Source organism: Streptomyces sp. NK08204 (genome assembly GCF_020400585.1).
Taxonomy (GTDB): domain Bacteria; phylum Actinomycetota; class Actinomycetes; order Streptomycetales; family Streptomycetaceae; genus Streptomyces.
Window position 1 is genome coordinate 204,078 of sequence record NZ_JAINVF010000003.1, and the last position, 17,846, is coordinate 221,923.

Consider the following 17,846-nt stretch of genomic DNA (forward strand, 5'->3'; position numbering starts at 1 on the left):
GGCGATGGGACGCGGCCGGGGAGCGCGCGGTTCCCGGGGAGGATCCCCCGCGTCAGTCGCCGTAGTCCGACATGGCGTCCAGCAGCCGGGCCGAGCGGGCCGGCACGGTCACCCCATGGATCAGCGAAGGCGGCACCGACCGGGACTCGGCGTGCTCGGGCACCGCCCAGTGCGGGGCCATCCGGGCGCAGTCGACGCGCAGCGAGGCGAGATCGTCCTCGCGGTCGGCCGGAGCGGGGGAGTGGACGTTGAGGTTCGTCATGTCCGAACCGTAGACACGCTTGGGCCTGCGAAGAAAGATCTACTATCGGGTAGTTTCACCGGCTTCAGCAGCCCCAGCCGAACGGGTAGCGTGAACTGTCAACCCCGCCTCCCCGCAGGAGAATGTCCGCCGTGCGCATCGCAGTCACCGGCTCCATCGCAACCGATCACCTCATGACCTTCCCCGGCCGCTTCGCCGACCAGTTCGTCGCGGATCAGCTGCACACGGTCTCGCTCTCCTTCCTGGTCGACAACCTGGACGTGCGCCGGGGCGGTGTCGGCGCGAACATCGCCTTCGGCATGGGCCAGCTCGGAAGCGAGCCGATCCTGGTCGGCGCCGCCGGCTTCGACTTCGACGAGTACCGGGCCTGGCTCGACCGGCACGGCGTGGACACCGAGTCGGTCCGCATCTCCGAGACCCTGCACACCGCCCGCTTCGTGTGCACCACCGACGCCGACCACAACCAGATCGGCTCCTTCTACACCGGCGCCATGAGCGAGGCCCGGCAGATCGAGCTGAAGACCGTCGCCGACCGCGTGGGCGGCCTCGACCTGGTCCTGATCGGCGCCGACGACCCCGAGGCGATGCTGCGCCACACCGAGGAGTGCCGCTCCCGGAACATCCCCTTCGCCGCCGACTTCTCCCAGCAGATCGCCCGCATGGAGGGCGAGGAGATCCGGATCCTGCTCGACGGCGCGACCTACCTCTTCTCCAACGAGTACGAGAAGGGCCTCATCGAGTCCAAGACCGGCCTGAGCGACGCCGAGATCCTGGCCAGGGTCGGCCACCGCGTCACCACGCTCGGCGCGCGGGGCGTGCGCATCGAGCGGGCCGGCGACGACCCGATCGAGGTCGGCTGCCCCGACGAGGAGCGCAAGGCCGACCCCACCGGCGTCGGCGACGCCTTCCGCGCCGGCTTCCTGTCGGGCCTGGCCTGGGGCGTCTCGCTGGAGCGCGCGGCACAGGTCGGCTGCATGCTGGCGACGCTCGTCATCGAGACGGTGGGCACGCAGGAGTACCAGCTGCGGCGGGCGCACTTCATGGACCGGTTCACCAAGGCGTACGGGGACGACGCCGCGCAGGAGGTCCGGGCGCACCTCGGCTGAGCCCGGTCGCGGCCGGCCCGCCGATCAGCTCACCCGGCGCACCACGTACGCCGTGCCCCGTGGGGCCGGTTCCTCTCCGACGTACTCCTGCCCCCGCATCTCGCACCACGCCGGGATGTCCAGCCGGGCCGCCTCGTCGTCGGAGAGGACGCGTACCGTGCCGCCCACCGGCACGTCCCCGATCACCTTGGCCAGCTCGATGACCGGGATCGGACAGCGCTTGCCCAGGGAGTCGACGACCAGCTCCCGCGACCGTACGACCGTCGCGGGCGTCGGCGCGCCCAGCTTCTCCCGGACCCCGGCCACCGTCCCCGGCAGCACGTCCAGGAACCGCTCCACGTCCTCCTCGTCCACTCCCGCCGGCAGCGACACCCGTACGTTCCCCTCGCTCAGCACCCCCATCGCCTTCAGCACATGGCTGGGCGTCAGCGTGCTGCTCGTGCAGGACGAGCCGGACGAGACGGAGAAGCCCTCCCGGTCCAGCTCGTGCAGCAGCGCCTCTCCGTCGACGTAGAGGCAGGAGAACGTGACGATCCCGGGCAGCCGGTGCCCGGGGGCGCCCACGACCTCCACGTCCGGCACCAGCTCCGGCACCCGCGCCCGGATCCGCGCCGTCAGCTCCCGGAGCCGCAGTGCCTCCTGGGCCGCCTCGGCGCGCACCGCCCGCAGCGACGCCACGGCCGCCACGATGGCCGGAAGGTTCTCGAAACCGGGGGCGCGCCCCGACTCCCGTTCGTCAACCGGCCCTTGGGCCGCGAACCGTACGCCCTTGCGTACGACGAGCAGCCCGACCCCGGACGGCCCTCCCCACTTGTGCGCGCTGGCCGCGAGCAACGACCAGTCACCCTCGACCGGGCCCCACCCCAGCGACTGCGCCGCGTCCACCAGCAGCGGCACCCCGGCCGCCCGGCACGCCCCGGCCACCTCGGCCACCGGCTGCACGGTGCCCACCTCGTGATTGGCCGACTGCAGACAGGCCAGCGCGGTGTCCGGCCGCAGCGCGGCGGCGTAGGCCGACGGATCCACCGTTCCCGTCCGGTCGACGCCCACTCGGGTGACCGTGCCACCGGCGGCCTCATGCGCTTCGGCGGAATGGAGTACGGAGGAGTGCTCGACCGATGACACGATCAGGTGACGCCCGACCCGCCGCCGACCCGCCAACGCCCCGGCGATCCCCGTGTGCACGGCCCTGGTCCCGGAGGAGGTGAACACCACCTCGTCGGCCCGGCACCCCACAGCCTCGGCAGCGGCCTCCCGAGCCGCGTCGAGCAGCATCCGGGCCTTTCGCCCCTCCCGGTAGAGCCGGGCGGGATCGGCCCACCCTTCGTCCAGGGAGGCCAACAGCGCCTGACGGGCGACGGGATGAAGGGGAGCGGCGGAAGCAGCATCGAAGTAGGCCACACCACAACGGTAGAACCTGCGTACGCTGCAATCCCGCCCGGGGCGCGGGGCGGTGTCCGACACGAGGCCCCGCCGCGGTGGGGGTACCTCCCCGCCCGAACGACGTCGAGAGCCCGGGGGAGCGAAGCCCCGCAACCCCCCGCACCCGCAGCACAAACCGCGACAACCCGAGCTATTGGGCGCCCATTCCCACCCTTAAGGAGGGACCGGCGGCGCGTATGCCCCCCTCCCCGCGAACCGCCGAAAGGCGTCGGCTAGGGTTTGGTCCGCATAAACATCCAAACCCCTGCCCGACGCAGGGCGGCGACCGACCAGCGAGAAGGCAGGCCGCAGCCAACCGCGCGGGCGAGACTCTCGGGAAGGCGCTACGTGAGTCCCAACGGCTCCGACCGCTCGCCGCGGCGCCCGATGCGGCGGAAGCTGCTGCAGGCACTGACCGCGGGCCTGGTCCTGGCGACCGCAACCGGTTGCACATACAAGGACTTCCCCCGCCTTGGCATGCCCACCCCGACCACGGAAGAGGCTCCGCGGATCCTCTCCCTGTGGCAGGGCTCCTGGGCTGCCGCGCTCGCCACCGGCGTGCTGGTGTGGGGCCTGATCCTGTGGAGCATCATCTTCCACCGGCGCAGCCGAACCAAGGTCGAGGTCCCCCGGCAGACCCGGTACAACATGCCGATCGAGGCCCTCTACACGGTGGTCCCGATCATCATCATCTCGGTGCTCTTCTACTTCACGGCCCGGGACGAGTCGAAGCTGCTCAGCCTCACCGACAAGAAGCCCGACGTCACGGTCAACGTGGTCGGCTTCCAGTGGAGCTGGGGCTTCAACTACATCGAGAACGTCCCCGGTTCCACGGGCGACGCCAAGTCCGACAAGAACCTGGCCGCCATTCCGGACCGGTTCCTGAAGGAGTTCCCGGCGAACGCCGGTGGCGTCTACGACGTCGGCACGCCGGGCACGCGGAACCCGCAGACCGGCAACCCCGGTCCGACGCTGTGGCTCCCCAAGGGCAAGACGGTCCGCTTCATCCTCACCTCGCGTGACGTCATCCACTCGTTCTGGGTGGTGCCGTTCCTGATGAAGCAGGACGTCATCCCGGGCCACACCAACGCCTTCCAGGTGACCCCCAACCGTGAGGGCACCTTCCTCGGCAAGTGCGCGGAGCTGTGCGGTGTCGACCACTCCCGGATGCTGTTCAACGTGAAGGTCGTCTCCCCCCAGCGTTACGAGCAGCACCTCAAGGACCTCGCCAAGAAGGGGCAGACCGGTTACATTCCCGCCGGCATCGCGCAGACGAGCCACGAGAAGAACCGGGAGACGAACAACCTGTGAGCATCCTCAACGAACCCCAGGGTGCCGCCGCAGCTGAGGACTCGTACGAGAACGAGCTGCCGGTCAGGCGCAAGCAGCCCGGCAATGTCGTGGTGAAGTGGCTGACGACCACCGACCACAAGACGATCGGAACGCTGTACCTCGTCACGTCGTTCGCGTTCTTCCTGATCGGCGGCGTGATGGCGCTGCTCATGCGCGCCGAGCTGGCCCGTCCGGGCCTGCAGATCATGTCGAACGAGCAGTTCAACCAGGCGTTCACGATGCACGGCACCGTGATGCTGCTGATGTTCGCGACGCCGCTGTTCGCGGGCTTCGCGAACTGGATCATGCCGCTGCAGATCGGTGCGCCGGACGTGGCGTTCCCGCGGCTGAACATGTTCGCCTACTGGCTGTACCTGTTCGGCTCGACGATCGCGGTGGGCGGCTTCGTCACCCCGCAGGGTGCGGCCGACTTCGGCTGGTTCGCCTACTCCCCGCTGTCGGACGCGGTCCGCAGCCCGGGTGTCGGCGCCGACATGTGGATCATGGGTCTGGCCTTCTCCGGCTTCGGCACGATCCTCGGCTCGGTCAACTTCATCACCACGATCATCTGCATGCGCGCCCCGGGCATGACCATGTTCCGCATGCCGGTGTTCACCTGGAACGTGCTGCTGACCGGTGTTCTGGTCCTGCTCGCCTTCCCGGTGCTGGCCGCCGCGCTGTTCGCCCTGGAGGCGGACCGCAAGTTCGGCGCCCATGTATTCGACCCGGCCAACGGTGGCGCACTGTTGTGGCAACACCTCTTCTGGTTCTTCGGCCACCCAGAGGTGTACATCATCGCCCTGCCGTTCTTCGGCATCATCAGTGAGGTCATCCCGGTCTTCAGCCGCCGTCCGATCTTCGGCTACATGAACCTGATCGCGGCCACCATCGCGATTGCGGGTCTGTCGGTGACCGTGTGGGCGCACCACATGTACGTCACCGGTGGCGTGCTGCTGCCGTTCTTCTCCTTCATGACCTTCCTGATCGCGGTCCCGACCGGCGTGAAGATCTTCAACTGGATCGGCACCATGTGGAAGGGCTCCCTGTCCTTCGAGACGCCGATGCTGTGGGCGATGGGCTTCCTCATCACCTTCACCTTCGGTGGTCTGACCGGTGTCATCCTGGCCTCGCCGCCGATGGACTTCCACATCTCCGACTCGTACTTCGTGGTGGCCCACTTCCACTACGTGGTCTTCGGTACGGTCGTGTTCGCGATGTTCTCCGGCTTCCACTTCTGGTGGCCGAAGATGACCGGCAAGATGCTGGACGAGCGCCTCGGCAAGATCACCTTCTGGACGCTGTTCTTCGGCTTCCACGGCACCTTCCTGGTCCAGCACTGGCTGGGTGCCGAGGGCATGCCGCGTCGTTACGCCGACTACCTGGCGGCCGACGGCTTCACCGCCCTGAACACGGTCTCCACGATCAGCTCCTTCGTGCTCGGCATGTCGCTCCTGCCGTTCCTCTACAACGTGTGGAAGACGGCCAAGTACGGCAAGCCGGTCGGCGTGGACGACCCGTGGGGCTACGGCCGCTCCCTCGAGTGGGCGACCTCCTGCCCGCCGCCGCGGCACAACTTCCTCACCCTGCCGCGGATCCGCAGCGAATCCCCGGCGTTCGACCTGCACCACCCGCAGCTGGCTGTGCTCGAGCAGCAGGCCTTCGCCGGTGAAAGCGCACTCTCGGGCGGCAAGGAGGCCGGCAAGTGAAGATCCAGGGCCGGATGTTCTTGTGGCTGAGCGTCTTCCTCCTCATCATGGCCACCGCCTATGGCGTGTGGTCGAAGGAGCCGGCCGGTACCACGGCGCTCTTCCTGGCCTTCGGCCTGCTCGTCATGGTCGGCTTCTACCTGGGCTTCACGGCCCGGCGGGTCGACGCGGGCGCGCAGGACGACAAGGAGGCCGACGTCGCGGACGACGCGGGCGAGCTGGGCTTCTTCAGCCCGCACAGCTGGCAGCCGCTCATGCTGGGCTTCGGCGGTGCGATCGCCTTCCTCAGCATCGCGGTCGGCTGGTGGCTGATCTACTTCTCGGCCCCGTTCATCCTGATCGGCCTGTTCGGCTGGGTGTTCGAGTACTACCACGGTGAGAACCGCACCCAGTAACAGGTGACATGCGCCGAGCGCACGAGAGCCCGGACACTCCGTCAGGAGGGTCCGGGCTCTCGCCGTTCCCCGGTCGTCGCCGTTCCCCGGTCTTTTCCCCGGTCTTCGCCGTGCGCCGGCCACGCTCCGGTCCGCCTTTTGCCGCGGTGTCTGTCCCTCGTATGGGTTACCTGCCGCGCTTATAGGGTCAACGCCTCATAGCGTGATCATATGAACCATTCTCCGCGGACCCGCACCGTCGTCAGCTGCACCCTGCTGGTGACCGCCCTCGGCGCGGGCGTCACCGCTTGCGGTTCGGACGGCAAATCCCTGTCGGCCAAGCCGTACGACGCAGCGGACCAGATCTCCTTCAACGGCCCCACCGGTGCGGGGAAGCGAGCCGACCCGGACAAGCCGCTGGAGGTCACCGTCAAGGGTGATGGGCGTATCACGGACGTCACCGCCCAGGACGCCACGGGGCGCTACGTGGCGGGCGAACTCTCCGCCGACGGCAGCCGGTGGCACAGCATCTCCCCGCTGGCCGCCAACGCCCACTACACCGTCCGGGTGAGCACGGAGGACGAGGACGGCGCGCCGGGTCGTAAGGTCATCAGCTTCGACACCAGCAAGCCGACCGTCCAGAAGCGCCTGAACATCACGTTCGGGCCGGACGCGGGCGAGTACGGCGTCGGACAGCCCGTCACCGCCCAACTCGACCAGGACGTCAAGGGCAAGGCGCAGCGGGCCATCGTGGAACGCGCCCTGCGGGTGGACTCCACGCCGGCCGTGCAGGGCTCCTGGTACTGGGTGAGCGACAAGGAACTCCACTACCGCCCCAAGGAGTACTGGCCCGCCCACGCCACCATCCAGGTGCACAGCAACCTGGACGGCGTCAAGATCAGCGACCGGCTGTGGGGCGGTGCGTCCAAGCCGCTGAAGCTGACCACGGGCGACAAGATCGTGGCCCTCACGGACGCCGGATCGCACCAGATGAAGGTCTACAAGAACGACGAGCAGATCAAACAGATCCCCATCACCACCGGCAAGCCCGGCTTCGAGACCCGCAACGGCGTCAAGGTCGTCCTGTCCAAGCAGTACTTCGTACGCATGCGCGGCACCACGATCGGCATCTCCGCGAACAGCTCGGACTCGTACGACCTGAACGTCTACTACGCCGCCCGGGTCACCTGGTCAGGCGAGTACGTGCACGCTGCACCCTGGTCCGTGGGCGCCCAGGGCTACGAGAACGTCAGCCACGGCTGCACCGGCATGAGCACCAGCAACGCCGCATGGTTCTTCGACACCATCCACGAGGGCGACATCGTCAAGGTCGTCAACTCCAACGGCAACGACATGGAGCCCTTCGGCAACGGCTTCGGCGACTGGAACGTCGACTGGAACAAGTGGCGGGCCGGCAGCGCCCTCACCAACGGCACACCGGCCGGCCCGGCCTCCCAGGACGCGGTACGCCTCAAGCCGGCAGCTCTGTAACCCCCCAGGGGCGCGGGGGACTGCGCGAGCAACCCGACACACGTCGGCGCTCGCGCACGGACCCGTGCGCCCGCGCTGCTAGGCGCTCAGCAGCCTCTCCCGGCGGAGCAGGGAAGCAAGGGCCGAGGCGAACTCCACAGGCTCCACAGGCAACGTCACCGCCGCGTCGGCGCGGCTCCACGTGGCGAGCCACGCATCCTGCGGCCGCCCGATGAGCAGCAGCACCGGCGGGCAGTTGAAGACCTCGTCCTTGATCTGCCGGCACATGCCCATGCCCCCCATCGGCACGGCTTCGCCGTCCAGGACGCAGACGTCGATGCCGCCCTTCTCCAGCTCCCGGAGGACGGCGGCCGGAGTCGCGCACTCCACGAACTCCACCTGGGGCACGTCCGGAGCGGGCCTGCGCCCGGTGGCCAGGCGTACCTGTTCGCGGGTGTTGGAGTCGTCGCTGTAGACCAGCACGGTGGCGGTCGGCTGCATTGTTCCTCCGGGACGTCAGCGTCTACGGACAGGGCCGTTCGGTGCGGATGTTACTCCCATGAACACCACGTCAACACCGGTTCGGACGGCAGCAACACTCCGAACGGCACCCCCCGGAGTGAGGGCGGGATAAGCGACCGACATAATGTCGGTCGTGGCGACAGCAACGACAGTAGAAACCGGGCACGCGCACCCGTCGGTCAACCGGCCGAACCTCACCAGCGTCGGAACCATCATCTGGCTGAGTTCCGAGCTGATGTTCTTCGCGGCCCTCTTTGCGATGTACTTCACCCTTCGATCGGTGACCGGACCGGATCACTGGAAGCACATGGCCGACGCGCTCAATGTGCCCTTCTCCGCGACGAACACCACGATCCTCGTGCTCTCCTCCCTCACCTGTCAGCTCGGCGTGTTCGCTGCCGAGCGCGGTGACGTGAAGAAGCTCCGTGGCTGGTTCATCCTCACCTTCGTCATGGGCGCGATCTTCATCGGCGGTCAGATCTACGAGTACACCTCGCTGGTGAAGGACGAGGGCATCTCGCTCTCCTCCGACCCGTACGGCTCGGTGTTCTACCTGACCACCGGCTTCCACGGCCTGCACGTGACGGGCGGTCTGATCGCCTTCCTGCTGGTCCTCGGCCGTACCTACATGGCCAAGAGGTTCACCCACGAGCAGGCGACCGCCGCCATCGTCGTGTCCTACTACTGGCACTTCGTCGACGTGGTCTGGATCGGCCTCTTCGCCACGATCTACCTGATCAAGTAAGTCGGCGGGCCGCCAGACGGCCACCGATCCATTCCCGAAGCATCGACGCAGAAGATCCTGACACCGGGGTAATCCGTGAAAAAGCTCTCCGCACGACGACGCCATCCGCTGGCGGCGGTCGTCGTCCTACTCCTTGCGCTGGCGGCCACTGGGGGGCTGTACGCCGCGTTCGCACCCGCGGGCAAGGCACAGGCCGACACCTCCGCCCAGTCCCTGACCATCAAGGAGGGCAAGAAGCTCTACCAGGTCGGCTGCGCCAGCTGCCACGGCACCGGTGGCCAGGGCTCCTCCGACGGACCGAGCCTGGTCGGCGTGGGCGCCGCGGCCGTCGACTTCCAGGTCGGCACCGGCCGTATGCCCGCGGCCACCTCGCAGGGGGCCCAGGTCCCGCGCAAGAAGACCGTCTACACGCAGGCCCAGATCGACCAGCTCGCCGCGTACATCGCCTCGCTGGGCGCCGGCCCGAGCGTGCCGACGAAGGCGCAGTACGGCCCGGACGGCGCGGACATCGCCAAGGGCGGCGAACTGTTCCGTACCAACTGCGCGCAGTGTCACAACTTCACGGGCAAGGGCGGTGCCCTCACCAAGGGCAAGTTCGCTCCGAGCCTTGAGGGTGTCGAGCCCAAGCACATCTACGAGGCCATGCAGACCGGCCCGCAGAACATGCCGTCCTTCCCCGACACCACGCTGTCGTCGAAGAACAAGAAGGACATCATCGCGTACCTGAACGCGGTCAACGGCGACAAGACGGAGAACCCCGGCGGTCTGGAGCTGGGCGGCCTGGGGCCGGTCAGTGAGGGTCTGTTCGCCTGGATCTTCGGCCTCGGCGCACTGATCGCGGTGTGCGTGTGGATCGCCGCCCGGACCGCAAAGGCCAAGAAGTCATGAGTAGCCAAGACATTCCAGAAGAGAACCTGCCCGCTGAGCAGGACCACGCGCACGCCGCGGTAAGCGTCGCGGACGAGCAGAACCCCTTCGCGGACCCGGGCCTGCCGCCTCATGAGCACCGGATCCAGGACATCGACGAGCGGGCCGCCAAGCGGTCCGAGCGCACCGTCGCCATGCTGTTCACGCTGGCGATGATCGGCACCGTCGGCTTCATCGCCGCGTACGTCGGCATCCCGAAGGACAAGGCGATCTTCGTCTTTCCGATCGGCCACGTCAGCGCGATGAACTTCGCGCTGGGCCTGACCCTCGGCCTGTCGCTGTTCTGCACCGGCGCGGCTGCGGTCCACTGGTCCCGCACGCTGATGTCCGACGTGGAGATGGCCGACGAGCGGCACGCGATCGAGGCCGAGCCGGATGTCCGGGCCAAGGTCCTCGCGGACTTCAAGCAGGGCGCCCAGGAGTCGGGTCTCGGCCGGCGCAAGCTGCTGCGCAACACGATGTTCGGTGCGCTGACCATGGTTCCGCTGGCCGGTGTCGTGCTGCTGCGCGACCTCGGTCCGCTGCCCGGCACCTCCCTGCGCCACACGCTGTGGGCGAAGGGCAAGCTGCTGGTCAACATGAACACCAACCAGCCGCTGCGTCCCGAGGACGTTCAGGTCGGCTCGCTCACCTTCGCCAAGCCCGAGGGCCTGGAGGAGACGGACGAGGACTTCCAGAACCAGATCGCGAAGGCGGCCCTGATGATCGTCCGGCTGCAGCCGGACAACATCAAGGACAAGCGGGAACTCGACTGGTCGCACGAGGGCATCGTCGCCTTCTCGAAGATCTGCACCCATGTCGGTTGCCCGATCTCGCTGTACGAGCAGCAGACGCACCACGTGCTGTGCCCGTGCCACCAGTCCACCTTCGACCTTTCCGACGGGGCCCGTGTGATCTTCGGTCCCGCCGGTCACGCCCTGCCGCAGCTGCGCATCGGCGTGAACGACGAGGGTTACCTCCAGGCCCTCGGTGACTTCGAGTCGCCGGTCGGTCCTGCATTCTGGGAGCGCGGATGAGTACTACCACCACTGAAGGGTCCTCGCGCGGGAAGGCCCCGGCCGGCGAGCGCCTCGCCGACTGGGCCGACGGCCGCGTCGGGGTCTACACCCTGGCCCGCACCAACCTGCGGAAGATCTTCCCCGACCACTGGTCGTTCATGTTGGGTGAGGTCTGCCTCTACAGCTTCACCATCATCATCCTGACGGGCGTCTACCTGACGCTGTTCTTCCACCCGTCGATGAACGAGGTGGTCTACCACGGCTCGTACGTGCCGCTGCAGGGTCAGATGATGTCGGAGGCGTTCAGCTCTACGCTGCACATCTCCTTCGACGTGCGCGGTGGTCTGCTCGTCCGGCAGATCCACCACTGGGCCGCGCTGATCTTCCTGGCCGGCATGTTCGTGCACATGATGCGCGTGTTCTTCACGGGCGCGTTCCGCAAGCCGCGTGAGATCAACTGGCTGTTCGGCTTCACGCTGTTCTTCCTGGGCATGTTCACCGGCTTCACCGGCTACTCGCTCCCGGACGACCTGCTCTCCGGCACCGGTGTCCGCTTCATGGAGGGCGCGATCCTGTCCGTGCCGATCGTCGGCACGTACCTGTCGTACTTCCTCTTCGGCGGAGAGTTCCCGGGCCACGACTTCGTGGCGCGGTTCTACTCGATCCACATCCTGCTGCTGCCGGGCATCATGCTCGGTCTCGTGGTGGCGCACCTGATCCTGGTCTTCTACCACAAGCACACGCAGTTCGCGGGTCCCGGCCGGACCGAGAACAACGTCGTCGGCATGCCGCTGATGCCGGTCTACGCGGCCAAGGCCGGAGGCTTCTTCTTCCTGGTCTTCGGTCTCGTCGCGCTGATCGCCGCGGTCGCGCAGATCAACCCGATCTGGGCGATGGGCCCCTACCGTCCGGACCAGGTGTCCACCGGCGCCCAGCCCGACTGGTACATGGGCTTCGCCGAGGGCCTGATCCGCTTCATGCCGGGCTGGGAGATCAACCTGTGGGGCCACACGCTCGTCCTGGGCGTGTTCATCCCGCTGGTCCTCTTCCCGCTGGTCCTGGCGGCGATCGCGGTCTACCCGTTCATCGAGTCCTGGGTCACCGGCGACAAGCGCGAGCACCACATCCTGGACCGCCCGCGCAACGCGCCGACGCGCACCGCCTTCGGTGTCGCCTGGGTCACGATCTACATGATCACGCTGGTCGGCGGTGGCAACGACCTGTGGGCCACCCACTTCCACCTGTCGATCAACGCCGTCACCTGGTTCGTCCGGATCGGCTTCTTCGTCGGCCCGATCATCGCCTTCGTCGCCACCAAGCGGATCTGCCTCGGTCTGCAGCGCCGCGACCGCGAGAAGGTGCTGCACGGCCGCGAGACCGGCATCATCAAGCGCCTGCCGCACGGTGAGTTCATCGAGGTGCACGAGCCGCTCAGCCAGGAGCAGCTGCACACCCTCACCGCGCATGAGCAGTACAAGCCGCTCGCGCTCGCCCCGGCGGTCGACGCGAACGGTCTCCCGCGCAAGGTGACGGGCTCCGAGAAGCTGCGCGTCAAGCTCAGCAACGCCTACTACGGCGAGGAGAACCAGATCTCGAAGCCCACTGTCGAGGAGTACAAGGAGATCACGAGCGGCCACGGCCACCACTGATCCCCGCGTCGCCACGCCACGGTGGAAGGGCCCCGTCCGCAACCCGGACGGGGCCCTTCGCCGTGCTCGGCGCTGGATAGGGTGGGGGTACGACATCGCAGGATCTGAACCAGGAGCGGCTGATGAGAGCTGTGACCCCCGCTGGAGGCGACAACGCGGCGGGCCGTTCCTGGCCCGTCCTGCTGAACGGCCTGCTCGACGGCCGGGACCTGAGTGCCGACGACACCGCGTGGGCCATGGACCGGATCATGAGCGGTGAGGCGACCGACGCGCAGATCGCCGGGTTCGCCGTGGCACTGAGGGCCAAGGGCCAGACGGTGCAGGAGATCACCGGCCTGGTCCGGACGATGTACGAGCACGCGAACGTGATCGAGGTGCCCGGCCGGACGGTCGACATCGTCGGCACGGGCGGCGACGGAGCGAAGACGGTGAACATCTCCACGATGTCCTCCCTCGTCGTGGCCGGCACGGGCGCGAAGGTCGTCAAGCACGGCAACCGGGCCGCGTCCTCCGCATCGGGGTCGTCGGACGTCCTGGAGCGGCTGGGCGTCAACCTCGACCTCACCCCGAAGCGGGTGGCGGAGGTCGCGGAGGCGGCCGGCATCACCTTCTGCTTCGCGGTGAAGTTCCACCCGGCACTGCGCCACGTGGGAGCGGCCCGCGGACAGCTGGGAATCCGGACCGTGTTCAACCTGCTCGGCCCGCTGACCAATCCGGCGAAGGTCAAGGCACAGGCCGTCGGCGTCGCCGTCGCCCGGGAGGCCCCGATCGTCGCGGGGGTGCTCGCCGAGCGCGGCAACTCCTCCCTGGTCTTCCGCGGTGACGACGGCCTCGACGAGCTGACCACCACCTCCACCTCGCACGTCTGGGTCGTCCGGGACGGCAAGGTCGTCGAGCAGCCCTTCGACCCGCGGGACGTGGGCATCGAACTGGCCCCGGTGGAGGCGCTGCGCGGCGGGGACCCGGTGTACAACGCGGAGGTCGCCCGGCGGCTGCTGGACGGCGAGCGGGGCCCGGTGCGCGACGCCGTCCTGCTGAACTCGGCGGCGGCCCTGGTCGCCCTGGACCCGACGGACGCGTCGCTGGCCGAGCAGATCCGGGCCGGGATGGCGAAGGCCGCGCAGTCCATCGACTCGGGCGCGGCCAAGCGGACGCTGGAGCGCTGGGTGGCGGCGAGCAACGCCTAGCCTTCGCCGAGTGCCGCGCGTGTCGTCCCGCGATCCGGATACGGGTTGCGGGACGACGATCATTTCAGTACGTTCCTGTACCAGGTCATGAGTGACAGTCATGAGGCCCCGGCCGACTGTCCGGCAACCCTCCGTCCGTGGCGGGGTGCCCCGGGTGAGGACCAGGCCGTAGGCAGCGAGGTCTACGGCAAGCGCGGACCCCTCGCACGCTTTCGAAAGTGTGGGGCCAGGGGTCCTGGTCGTCGAGGGAGTCTTCCGTGAGCAAGCGAATGCGCTAGGGCCGGCAGAGCCCCGCTTCCGCGCACCCTTTTTCTTTCTCTTCTCGCCTGTCTCTCACGGGAGTTCGTCATGTCCGTGTCCACTGCTGCCGCCGACCGTTGCGTTCGTTCCCCGCTGCCCGTTCTGGGCCGTGATGTCACCGTCCCGCTCGTCACGGGCGGCGAGGTCGCCTACGCCGCGCTCGACTACGCGGCCAGCGCGCCCGCCCTCCAGCGCGTCTGGGACGACGTGGCGGCCTATGCGCCGTACTACGGCAGCGTGCACCGCGGCGCCGGCTACCTCTCCCAGCTCTCCACCGACCTGTTCGAGAACGCCCGTGGGACGGTCGCCGAGTTCCTCGACTGCCGTGAGGGCGACCAGGTGGTCTTCACCCGGTCGACCACGGACTCCCTGAACCTCCTGGCCCGCGCCCTCCCCGCCGACTGCCAGGTCTTCGTCTTCGAGACCGAGCACCACGCCTCCCTGCTGCCCTGGCAGACCGCGCGGGTCACCTGCCTCGACGCCCCGCGCACCCCCCAGCAGGCCGTGCGGACCCTGGAGCGGGCCCTCGCCGACCGCGACCCCTACGGCCCGGCCCTGGTCTGCGTCACCGGCGCCTCCAACGTCACCGGCGAGCTGTGGCCGGTCCGCGAGCTGGCCGCCGCCGCCCACGCCCATGGCGCCCGGATCGTCCTCGACGCCGCCCAGCTGGCCCCCCACCACCCGGTGAGCGTCCGTGACCTCGACGTCGACTGGGTCGCCTTCTCCGGGCACAAGCTGTACGCCCCCTTCGGCTCCGGCGTCCTCGCCGGCCGCGCCGACTGGCTGCGCGCGGCCGAGCCGTACCTCGCGGGCGGCGGCGCCAGCCGCAGGGTCACCCGGCGCGAGGACGGGGGAGTGGCCGTGGAGTGGCACGAGAGCGCCGCCCGGCACGAGGCCGGCTCCCCGAACGTGATCGGTGCCTACTCCATCGCGTCGGCCTGCAAGGCCCTCACCGAGGCCGGCTGGGACACCCTGGTCGCCCGCGAGCAGCACCTGATCGCCACGGTCCGCGAGGGCCTCGCCGAGGTCCCCGAGGTGAGGATCCTCTCCCTCTTCGGCGACGACGCCCCGCGTGTCGGGGTGATCTCGTTCGTCGTCGAGGGCTGGAACAGCTCCCACTTCGCCGCCGCGCTCTCCGCCGAGTACGGCATCGGCGTCCGCGACGGCCTGTTCTGCGCCCACCCGCTCGTGCGCACTCTGCTGGGAGGCGACCCGCAGAGCCCGGGCGAGTGCGGCGCTCCGGAAGCCGCGCCCGGCGAGAAGTCCCTCAACGCGATCCGCGTGAGCTTCGGCGCGGGCACCCCGGACGAGCACGTGGAGCGCTTCGTGGGCGCTGTACGGGAACTCGTCCGGGACGGCGCCAAGTGGCAGTACCGCACGGAGGACGGCCGCTGCGTCCCGGCGGTGCAGCGGTGAGCCTTCTAGTTGTCCAGGCCGATCGCGAACGCGGCTTCCAGGTCGTGCTGGGAGTAGGTGCGGAACGCCACGTGCGTGTCGGTGGCCTCCACGCCCGGGATCTTGCTGATGCGGCCGGGGATGACCTCGGCGAGGTCCTCGTGCTGCTGCACCCGGACCATGGCGATCAGGTCGTAGGTACCGGTGACCGAGAAGACCTCGCTGACGCTGTCCAGCGCAGCGATCTGTTCCGCGATCTCGGGGATCCGGTCCACGCTGGTCTTGATCAGAACGATCGCGGTGATCACGGCTGTTTGTCTCCCTCGGGTGCCGGAGCCGGTGCGGCTCTCACTCTATGGCCAGATCCGTGAGGGTGGCATGCAGGGTTTCGCGCAGCCGCCGCATCTGCTCCGGGCCGTACGTCCAGGTGTCGTACTCGTTCTGCACGAGCAGCCGGCCGCCGAAGCTGGCGACGCCGGTCTTGGGCGGCATGCCCGGCGCGTTGGCCGTACCACCGAAACGGAGAAGTTCCATGTGCTCCGGGACGGGGTGCGCGGGGATCCGCCCCACATTGGAGATGCCGTAGCTGACGACCGGGACGGGCACCGCGATGCCTCGCGCGCCCGCCCTGAGCGCGGCGAGCAGGAAGCGTTCCGGGTCGCGCCGGGCCAGGGCGCCGGCGACCTGGTCGGCCACCGTCCGGCCGACGGTCTCCGGCAGGTCGTCGTGCCCGACGGCCAGCGTGGTCTGGAGCCCGGTGATGCAGTTGAGCACGGTGCTCAGGGGCAGTTCGGGGGTCAGCCGGGTGCGCAGGTCGACACCGTGCCCGCAGGTCAGCGTCAACGGCCCGTGCTTTGGCGCCAGCTGCGCGCGCACGGCGGTCAGCACCAGCCCCGTGACGAGGCTGTTGACGGTGACCCCGCGGGTCCGGGCGGCCGCCACCACGGCTTGAGTGGTCTCGGGGCCGAACTCCAGCCGGTCGACGGCGAAGCGGCGCGTCGCGGCCGGGCGGCCGGGGCGCCCCACGCCCTCGGTGGGCAGGGTGGCGGGTTTGGCCTCGGCGCCGGCGCCCTGCGCGATGGCGTCCACCAGGGCGTCGATCTCGGCGTCCGGGAAGCTGCCCGCCAGCCGGGTGTCGATCGCCGGAGACAGCTCCTCACGCCGCTCGGGGGCGGGATCCGCGCCGGCCGCCAGCGCGGTGTAGTACCGCCAGAACTCGTCGAGCAGGGCGAAGGCCGAGCGGCCGTCGGCGATGCCGTGGTGGATGCCGAGCACCACCTGACTGCGCTCGCCGTCGGTGAGTAGCCAGGCGTGCACCAGACTCTCGGTCCAGTCGGGCCGTGAGTTGATCAGCTCGGCGTAGGTCTCCTCGATGCCGTCGAGGACGGTGAGCGGCGGCTCGATCCGGTCCCGGACCCGCAGCAGCAGGCCCTCCTCACCGGAGGTCACCTCGCAGCGGAGGATCGGATGGTGCTCGGTGAGCAGGACGAGCGCGCGCCTCATCAGTGCCGGATCCGGGCGGCCCCGCACCAGGGACTCGACGAACTCGGGCATGTCGTACAGCGGGAGGCCCGCGGGCCCCAGATCCAGGAAGTAGACGCTCTCGAAGGGAGATACAGGGCGCTGGCGCGTCATGGTGTGGAGGTCTCCGATGTCGGTGGGTGAGCGGGTGGCTCCCCCCGTGCGGGTGTGCGCGGGGCGGCGCCGAGACGGTGCAGAGCTGCGTCGAACTGCTCCGGCCGCAGCGAGGCAGCGGGCAACGGGCGGGCGGCGGCAGGGCGCAGGCCGTCCAGCAGCAGGGCCAGGTGACGGCGCCAGGAGTCCGGCGCGGCGGGCGCGGCCCGGCCCAGCGCCGCCAGCAGGAACAACAGGTCCTCGATGGTGAGGTCGGCCCGGATCGTCCGCTGTTCCTGGCCGCGGCGCAGCAGAGTCTCCAGTGTGCGGCGGTTCTCCTCGCGCAGGGCGTCGAGCGTGGGCACGCCCTGGATGGCGGTGGTCAGCAGGTCGCCCGCGCCCCGGTCGGCGGCCAGCAGCGCGAAGACGCGGTCCAGGTAGGCGGTGAGGCCGCTCCAGGCGTCGGCGTGGTCCCGGGTCCGGCGGGCCATGTGCAGGATCGGGAGGAGCGCGTCGTGGAAGACGGTCTCGATCAGTTCGGTGCGGTCGCTGAAGTGACGGTAGAGCGTGGCGTTGCCGACCCCGGCCCGGCGGGCGATGTCGTCCAGCGGGGCGTCCACTCCGCGTTCGGCGTAGATCTCACGGGCGGCGGCGATCAACATGTCGCGATTACGGCGCGCGTCGCTGCGCCGGGGGGTTCGCCGATGCTCGCTGCTGACCATGGGCGGCACCATAACACCAACCGTGGACCAGTCCCCGTTTCCGCTGCTACTGTCGCACCGTCAAACGGGGGGCGTTCCCCGTTTGTGCGTGTCCGGCTCGTTCGAAGCGAGGAAC

Annotated in this window: 17 protein-coding genes and 1 riboswitch; of the genes, 11 read left to right on the plus strand and 6 right to left on the minus strand. The window is 69.1% G+C overall.

Annotated elements, in window-relative coordinates; translation table 11 throughout:
- Positions 1–52 precede the first annotated feature (52 nt).
- Positions 53–262, minus strand: coding sequence for a hypothetical protein (locus tag K7G59_RS06705; RefSeq protein WP_225831091.1), 210 nt, complete (start codon positions 260–262; stop codon positions 53–55).
- A gap of 131 nt (positions 263–393) precedes the next feature.
- On the opposite strand from K7G59_RS06705, the gene K7G59_RS06710 reads away from it, so the two are divergent.
- The gene (locus K7G59_RS06710) at positions 394–1,368 is read left to right on the plus strand and encodes a carbohydrate kinase family protein (RefSeq protein WP_225831093.1); all 975 of its coding nucleotides are present in this window, start codon (positions 394–396) and stop codon (positions 1,366–1,368) included.
- A 24-nt stretch (positions 1,369–1,392) separates the two neighbouring features.
- Here K7G59_RS06710 and K7G59_RS06715 read toward each other — a convergent pair whose 3' ends face one another.
- Complete coding sequence (locus tag K7G59_RS06715) at positions 1,393–2,769, minus strand: cysteine desulfurase/sulfurtransferase TusA family protein (protein WP_225831095.1); 1,377 nt, start codon at positions 2,767–2,769, stop codon at positions 1,393–1,395.
- Between the two features lie 369 nt (positions 2,770–3,138).
- Here K7G59_RS06715 and coxB point away from each other — a divergent pair, with 369 nt between their 5' ends.
- From coxB to K7G59_RS06735, 4 genes are all read left to right on the plus strand, one after another.
- Entirely contained in the window at positions 3,139–4,101 is a 963-nt protein-coding gene (gene coxB / locus K7G59_RS06720) for a cytochrome c oxidase subunit II (RefSeq protein ID WP_225831098.1), read from the plus strand.
- Positions 4,098–5,828, plus strand: coding sequence for a cytochrome c oxidase subunit I (ctaD, locus tag K7G59_RS06725; RefSeq protein ID WP_225831101.1), 1,731 nt, complete (start codon positions 4,098–4,100; stop codon positions 5,826–5,828). Before coxB ends, ctaD begins: the two co-directional genes overlap by 4 nt.
- Positions 5,825–6,223, plus strand: a complete 399-nt coding sequence (locus K7G59_RS06730; RefSeq protein WP_225831103.1) for a cytochrome c oxidase subunit 4 — start codon at positions 5,825–5,827, stop codon at positions 6,221–6,223. The genes ctaD and K7G59_RS06730 overlap by 4 nt, the downstream gene beginning before the upstream one ends.
- 210 nt (positions 6,224–6,433) lie before the next feature.
- A complete protein-coding gene (locus K7G59_RS06735) occupies positions 6,434–7,693 on the plus strand; it encodes an Ig-like domain-containing protein (protein ID WP_225831105.1) in 1,260 nt (419 codons plus the stop codon).
- 78 nt (positions 7,694–7,771) lie between these two features.
- Here the strand turns inward: K7G59_RS06735 and K7G59_RS06740 are convergent, their stop codons facing one another.
- Positions 7,772–8,173: a hypothetical protein gene (locus tag K7G59_RS06740; protein WP_225831107.1), complete on the minus strand. Its 402-nt coding sequence runs from the start codon at positions 8,171–8,173 to the stop codon at positions 7,772–7,774.
- Between the two features lie 145 nt (positions 8,174–8,318).
- Here K7G59_RS06740 and K7G59_RS06745 point away from each other — a divergent pair, with 145 nt between their 5' ends.
- From K7G59_RS06745 to K7G59_RS06770, 6 genes are all read left to right on the plus strand, one after another.
- A complete protein-coding gene (locus K7G59_RS06745; protein WP_225831109.1) occupies positions 8,319–8,939 on the plus strand; it encodes a heme-copper oxidase subunit III in 621 nt (206 codons plus the stop codon).
- Between the two features lie 75 nt (positions 8,940–9,014).
- On the plus strand, positions 9,015–9,827 hold the full coding sequence (locus tag K7G59_RS06750; RefSeq protein WP_225831111.1) for a c-type cytochrome: 813 nt from the start codon (positions 9,015–9,017) through the stop codon (positions 9,825–9,827).
- Positions 9,824–10,882 carry a ubiquinol-cytochrome c reductase iron-sulfur subunit gene (locus K7G59_RS06755; protein ID WP_225831113.1) on the plus strand — a complete coding sequence of 353 codons (1,059 nt, stop codon included), beginning with the start codon at positions 9,824–9,826 and terminating at the stop codon, positions 10,880–10,882. The genes K7G59_RS06750 and K7G59_RS06755 overlap by 4 nt, the downstream gene beginning before the upstream one ends.
- Positions 10,879–12,513: a ubiquinol-cytochrome c reductase cytochrome b subunit gene (locus K7G59_RS06760; protein WP_225831115.1), complete on the plus strand. Its 1,635-nt coding sequence runs from the start codon at positions 10,879–10,881 to the stop codon at positions 12,511–12,513. The genes K7G59_RS06755 and K7G59_RS06760 overlap by 4 nt, the downstream gene beginning before the upstream one ends.
- 122 nt (positions 12,514–12,635) lie before the next feature.
- On the plus strand, positions 12,636–13,700 hold the full coding sequence (gene trpD / locus K7G59_RS06765) for an anthranilate phosphoribosyltransferase (protein WP_225831117.1): 1,065 nt from the start codon (positions 12,636–12,638) through the stop codon (positions 13,698–13,700).
- An 83-nt stretch (positions 13,701–13,783) separates the two neighbouring features.
- Positions 13,784–13,900: riboswitch (SAM riboswitch) on the plus strand.
- Between the two features lie 148 nt (positions 13,901–14,048).
- Positions 14,049–15,416 (plus strand): aminotransferase class V-fold PLP-dependent enzyme, encoded by a 1,368-nt coding sequence (locus K7G59_RS06770; protein ID WP_225831119.1) that lies wholly within the window; start codon positions 14,049–14,051, stop codon positions 15,414–15,416.
- Between the two features lie 5 nt (positions 15,417–15,421).
- On the opposite strand, the gene K7G59_RS06775 is transcribed toward K7G59_RS06770, so the two are convergent.
- The 3 genes from K7G59_RS06775 to K7G59_RS06785 are packed head-to-tail and all read right to left on the minus strand — an operon-like array spanning position 15,422 to position 17,731.
- Positions 15,422–15,703, minus strand: a complete 282-nt coding sequence (locus K7G59_RS06775; protein ID WP_225831121.1) for an Lrp/AsnC family transcriptional regulator — start codon at positions 15,701–15,703, stop codon at positions 15,422–15,424.
- Between the two features lie 40 nt (positions 15,704–15,743).
- Complete coding sequence (locus K7G59_RS06780; RefSeq protein WP_225831123.1) at positions 15,744–17,030, minus strand: hypothetical protein; 1,287 nt, start codon at positions 17,028–17,030, stop codon at positions 15,744–15,746.
- Complete coding sequence (locus K7G59_RS06785; RefSeq protein WP_225831124.1) at positions 17,027–17,731, minus strand: TetR/AcrR family transcriptional regulator; 705 nt, start codon at positions 17,729–17,731, stop codon at positions 17,027–17,029. Before K7G59_RS06785 ends, K7G59_RS06780 begins: the two co-directional genes overlap by 4 nt.
- Between the last annotated feature and the right edge of the window lie 115 nt (positions 17,732–17,846).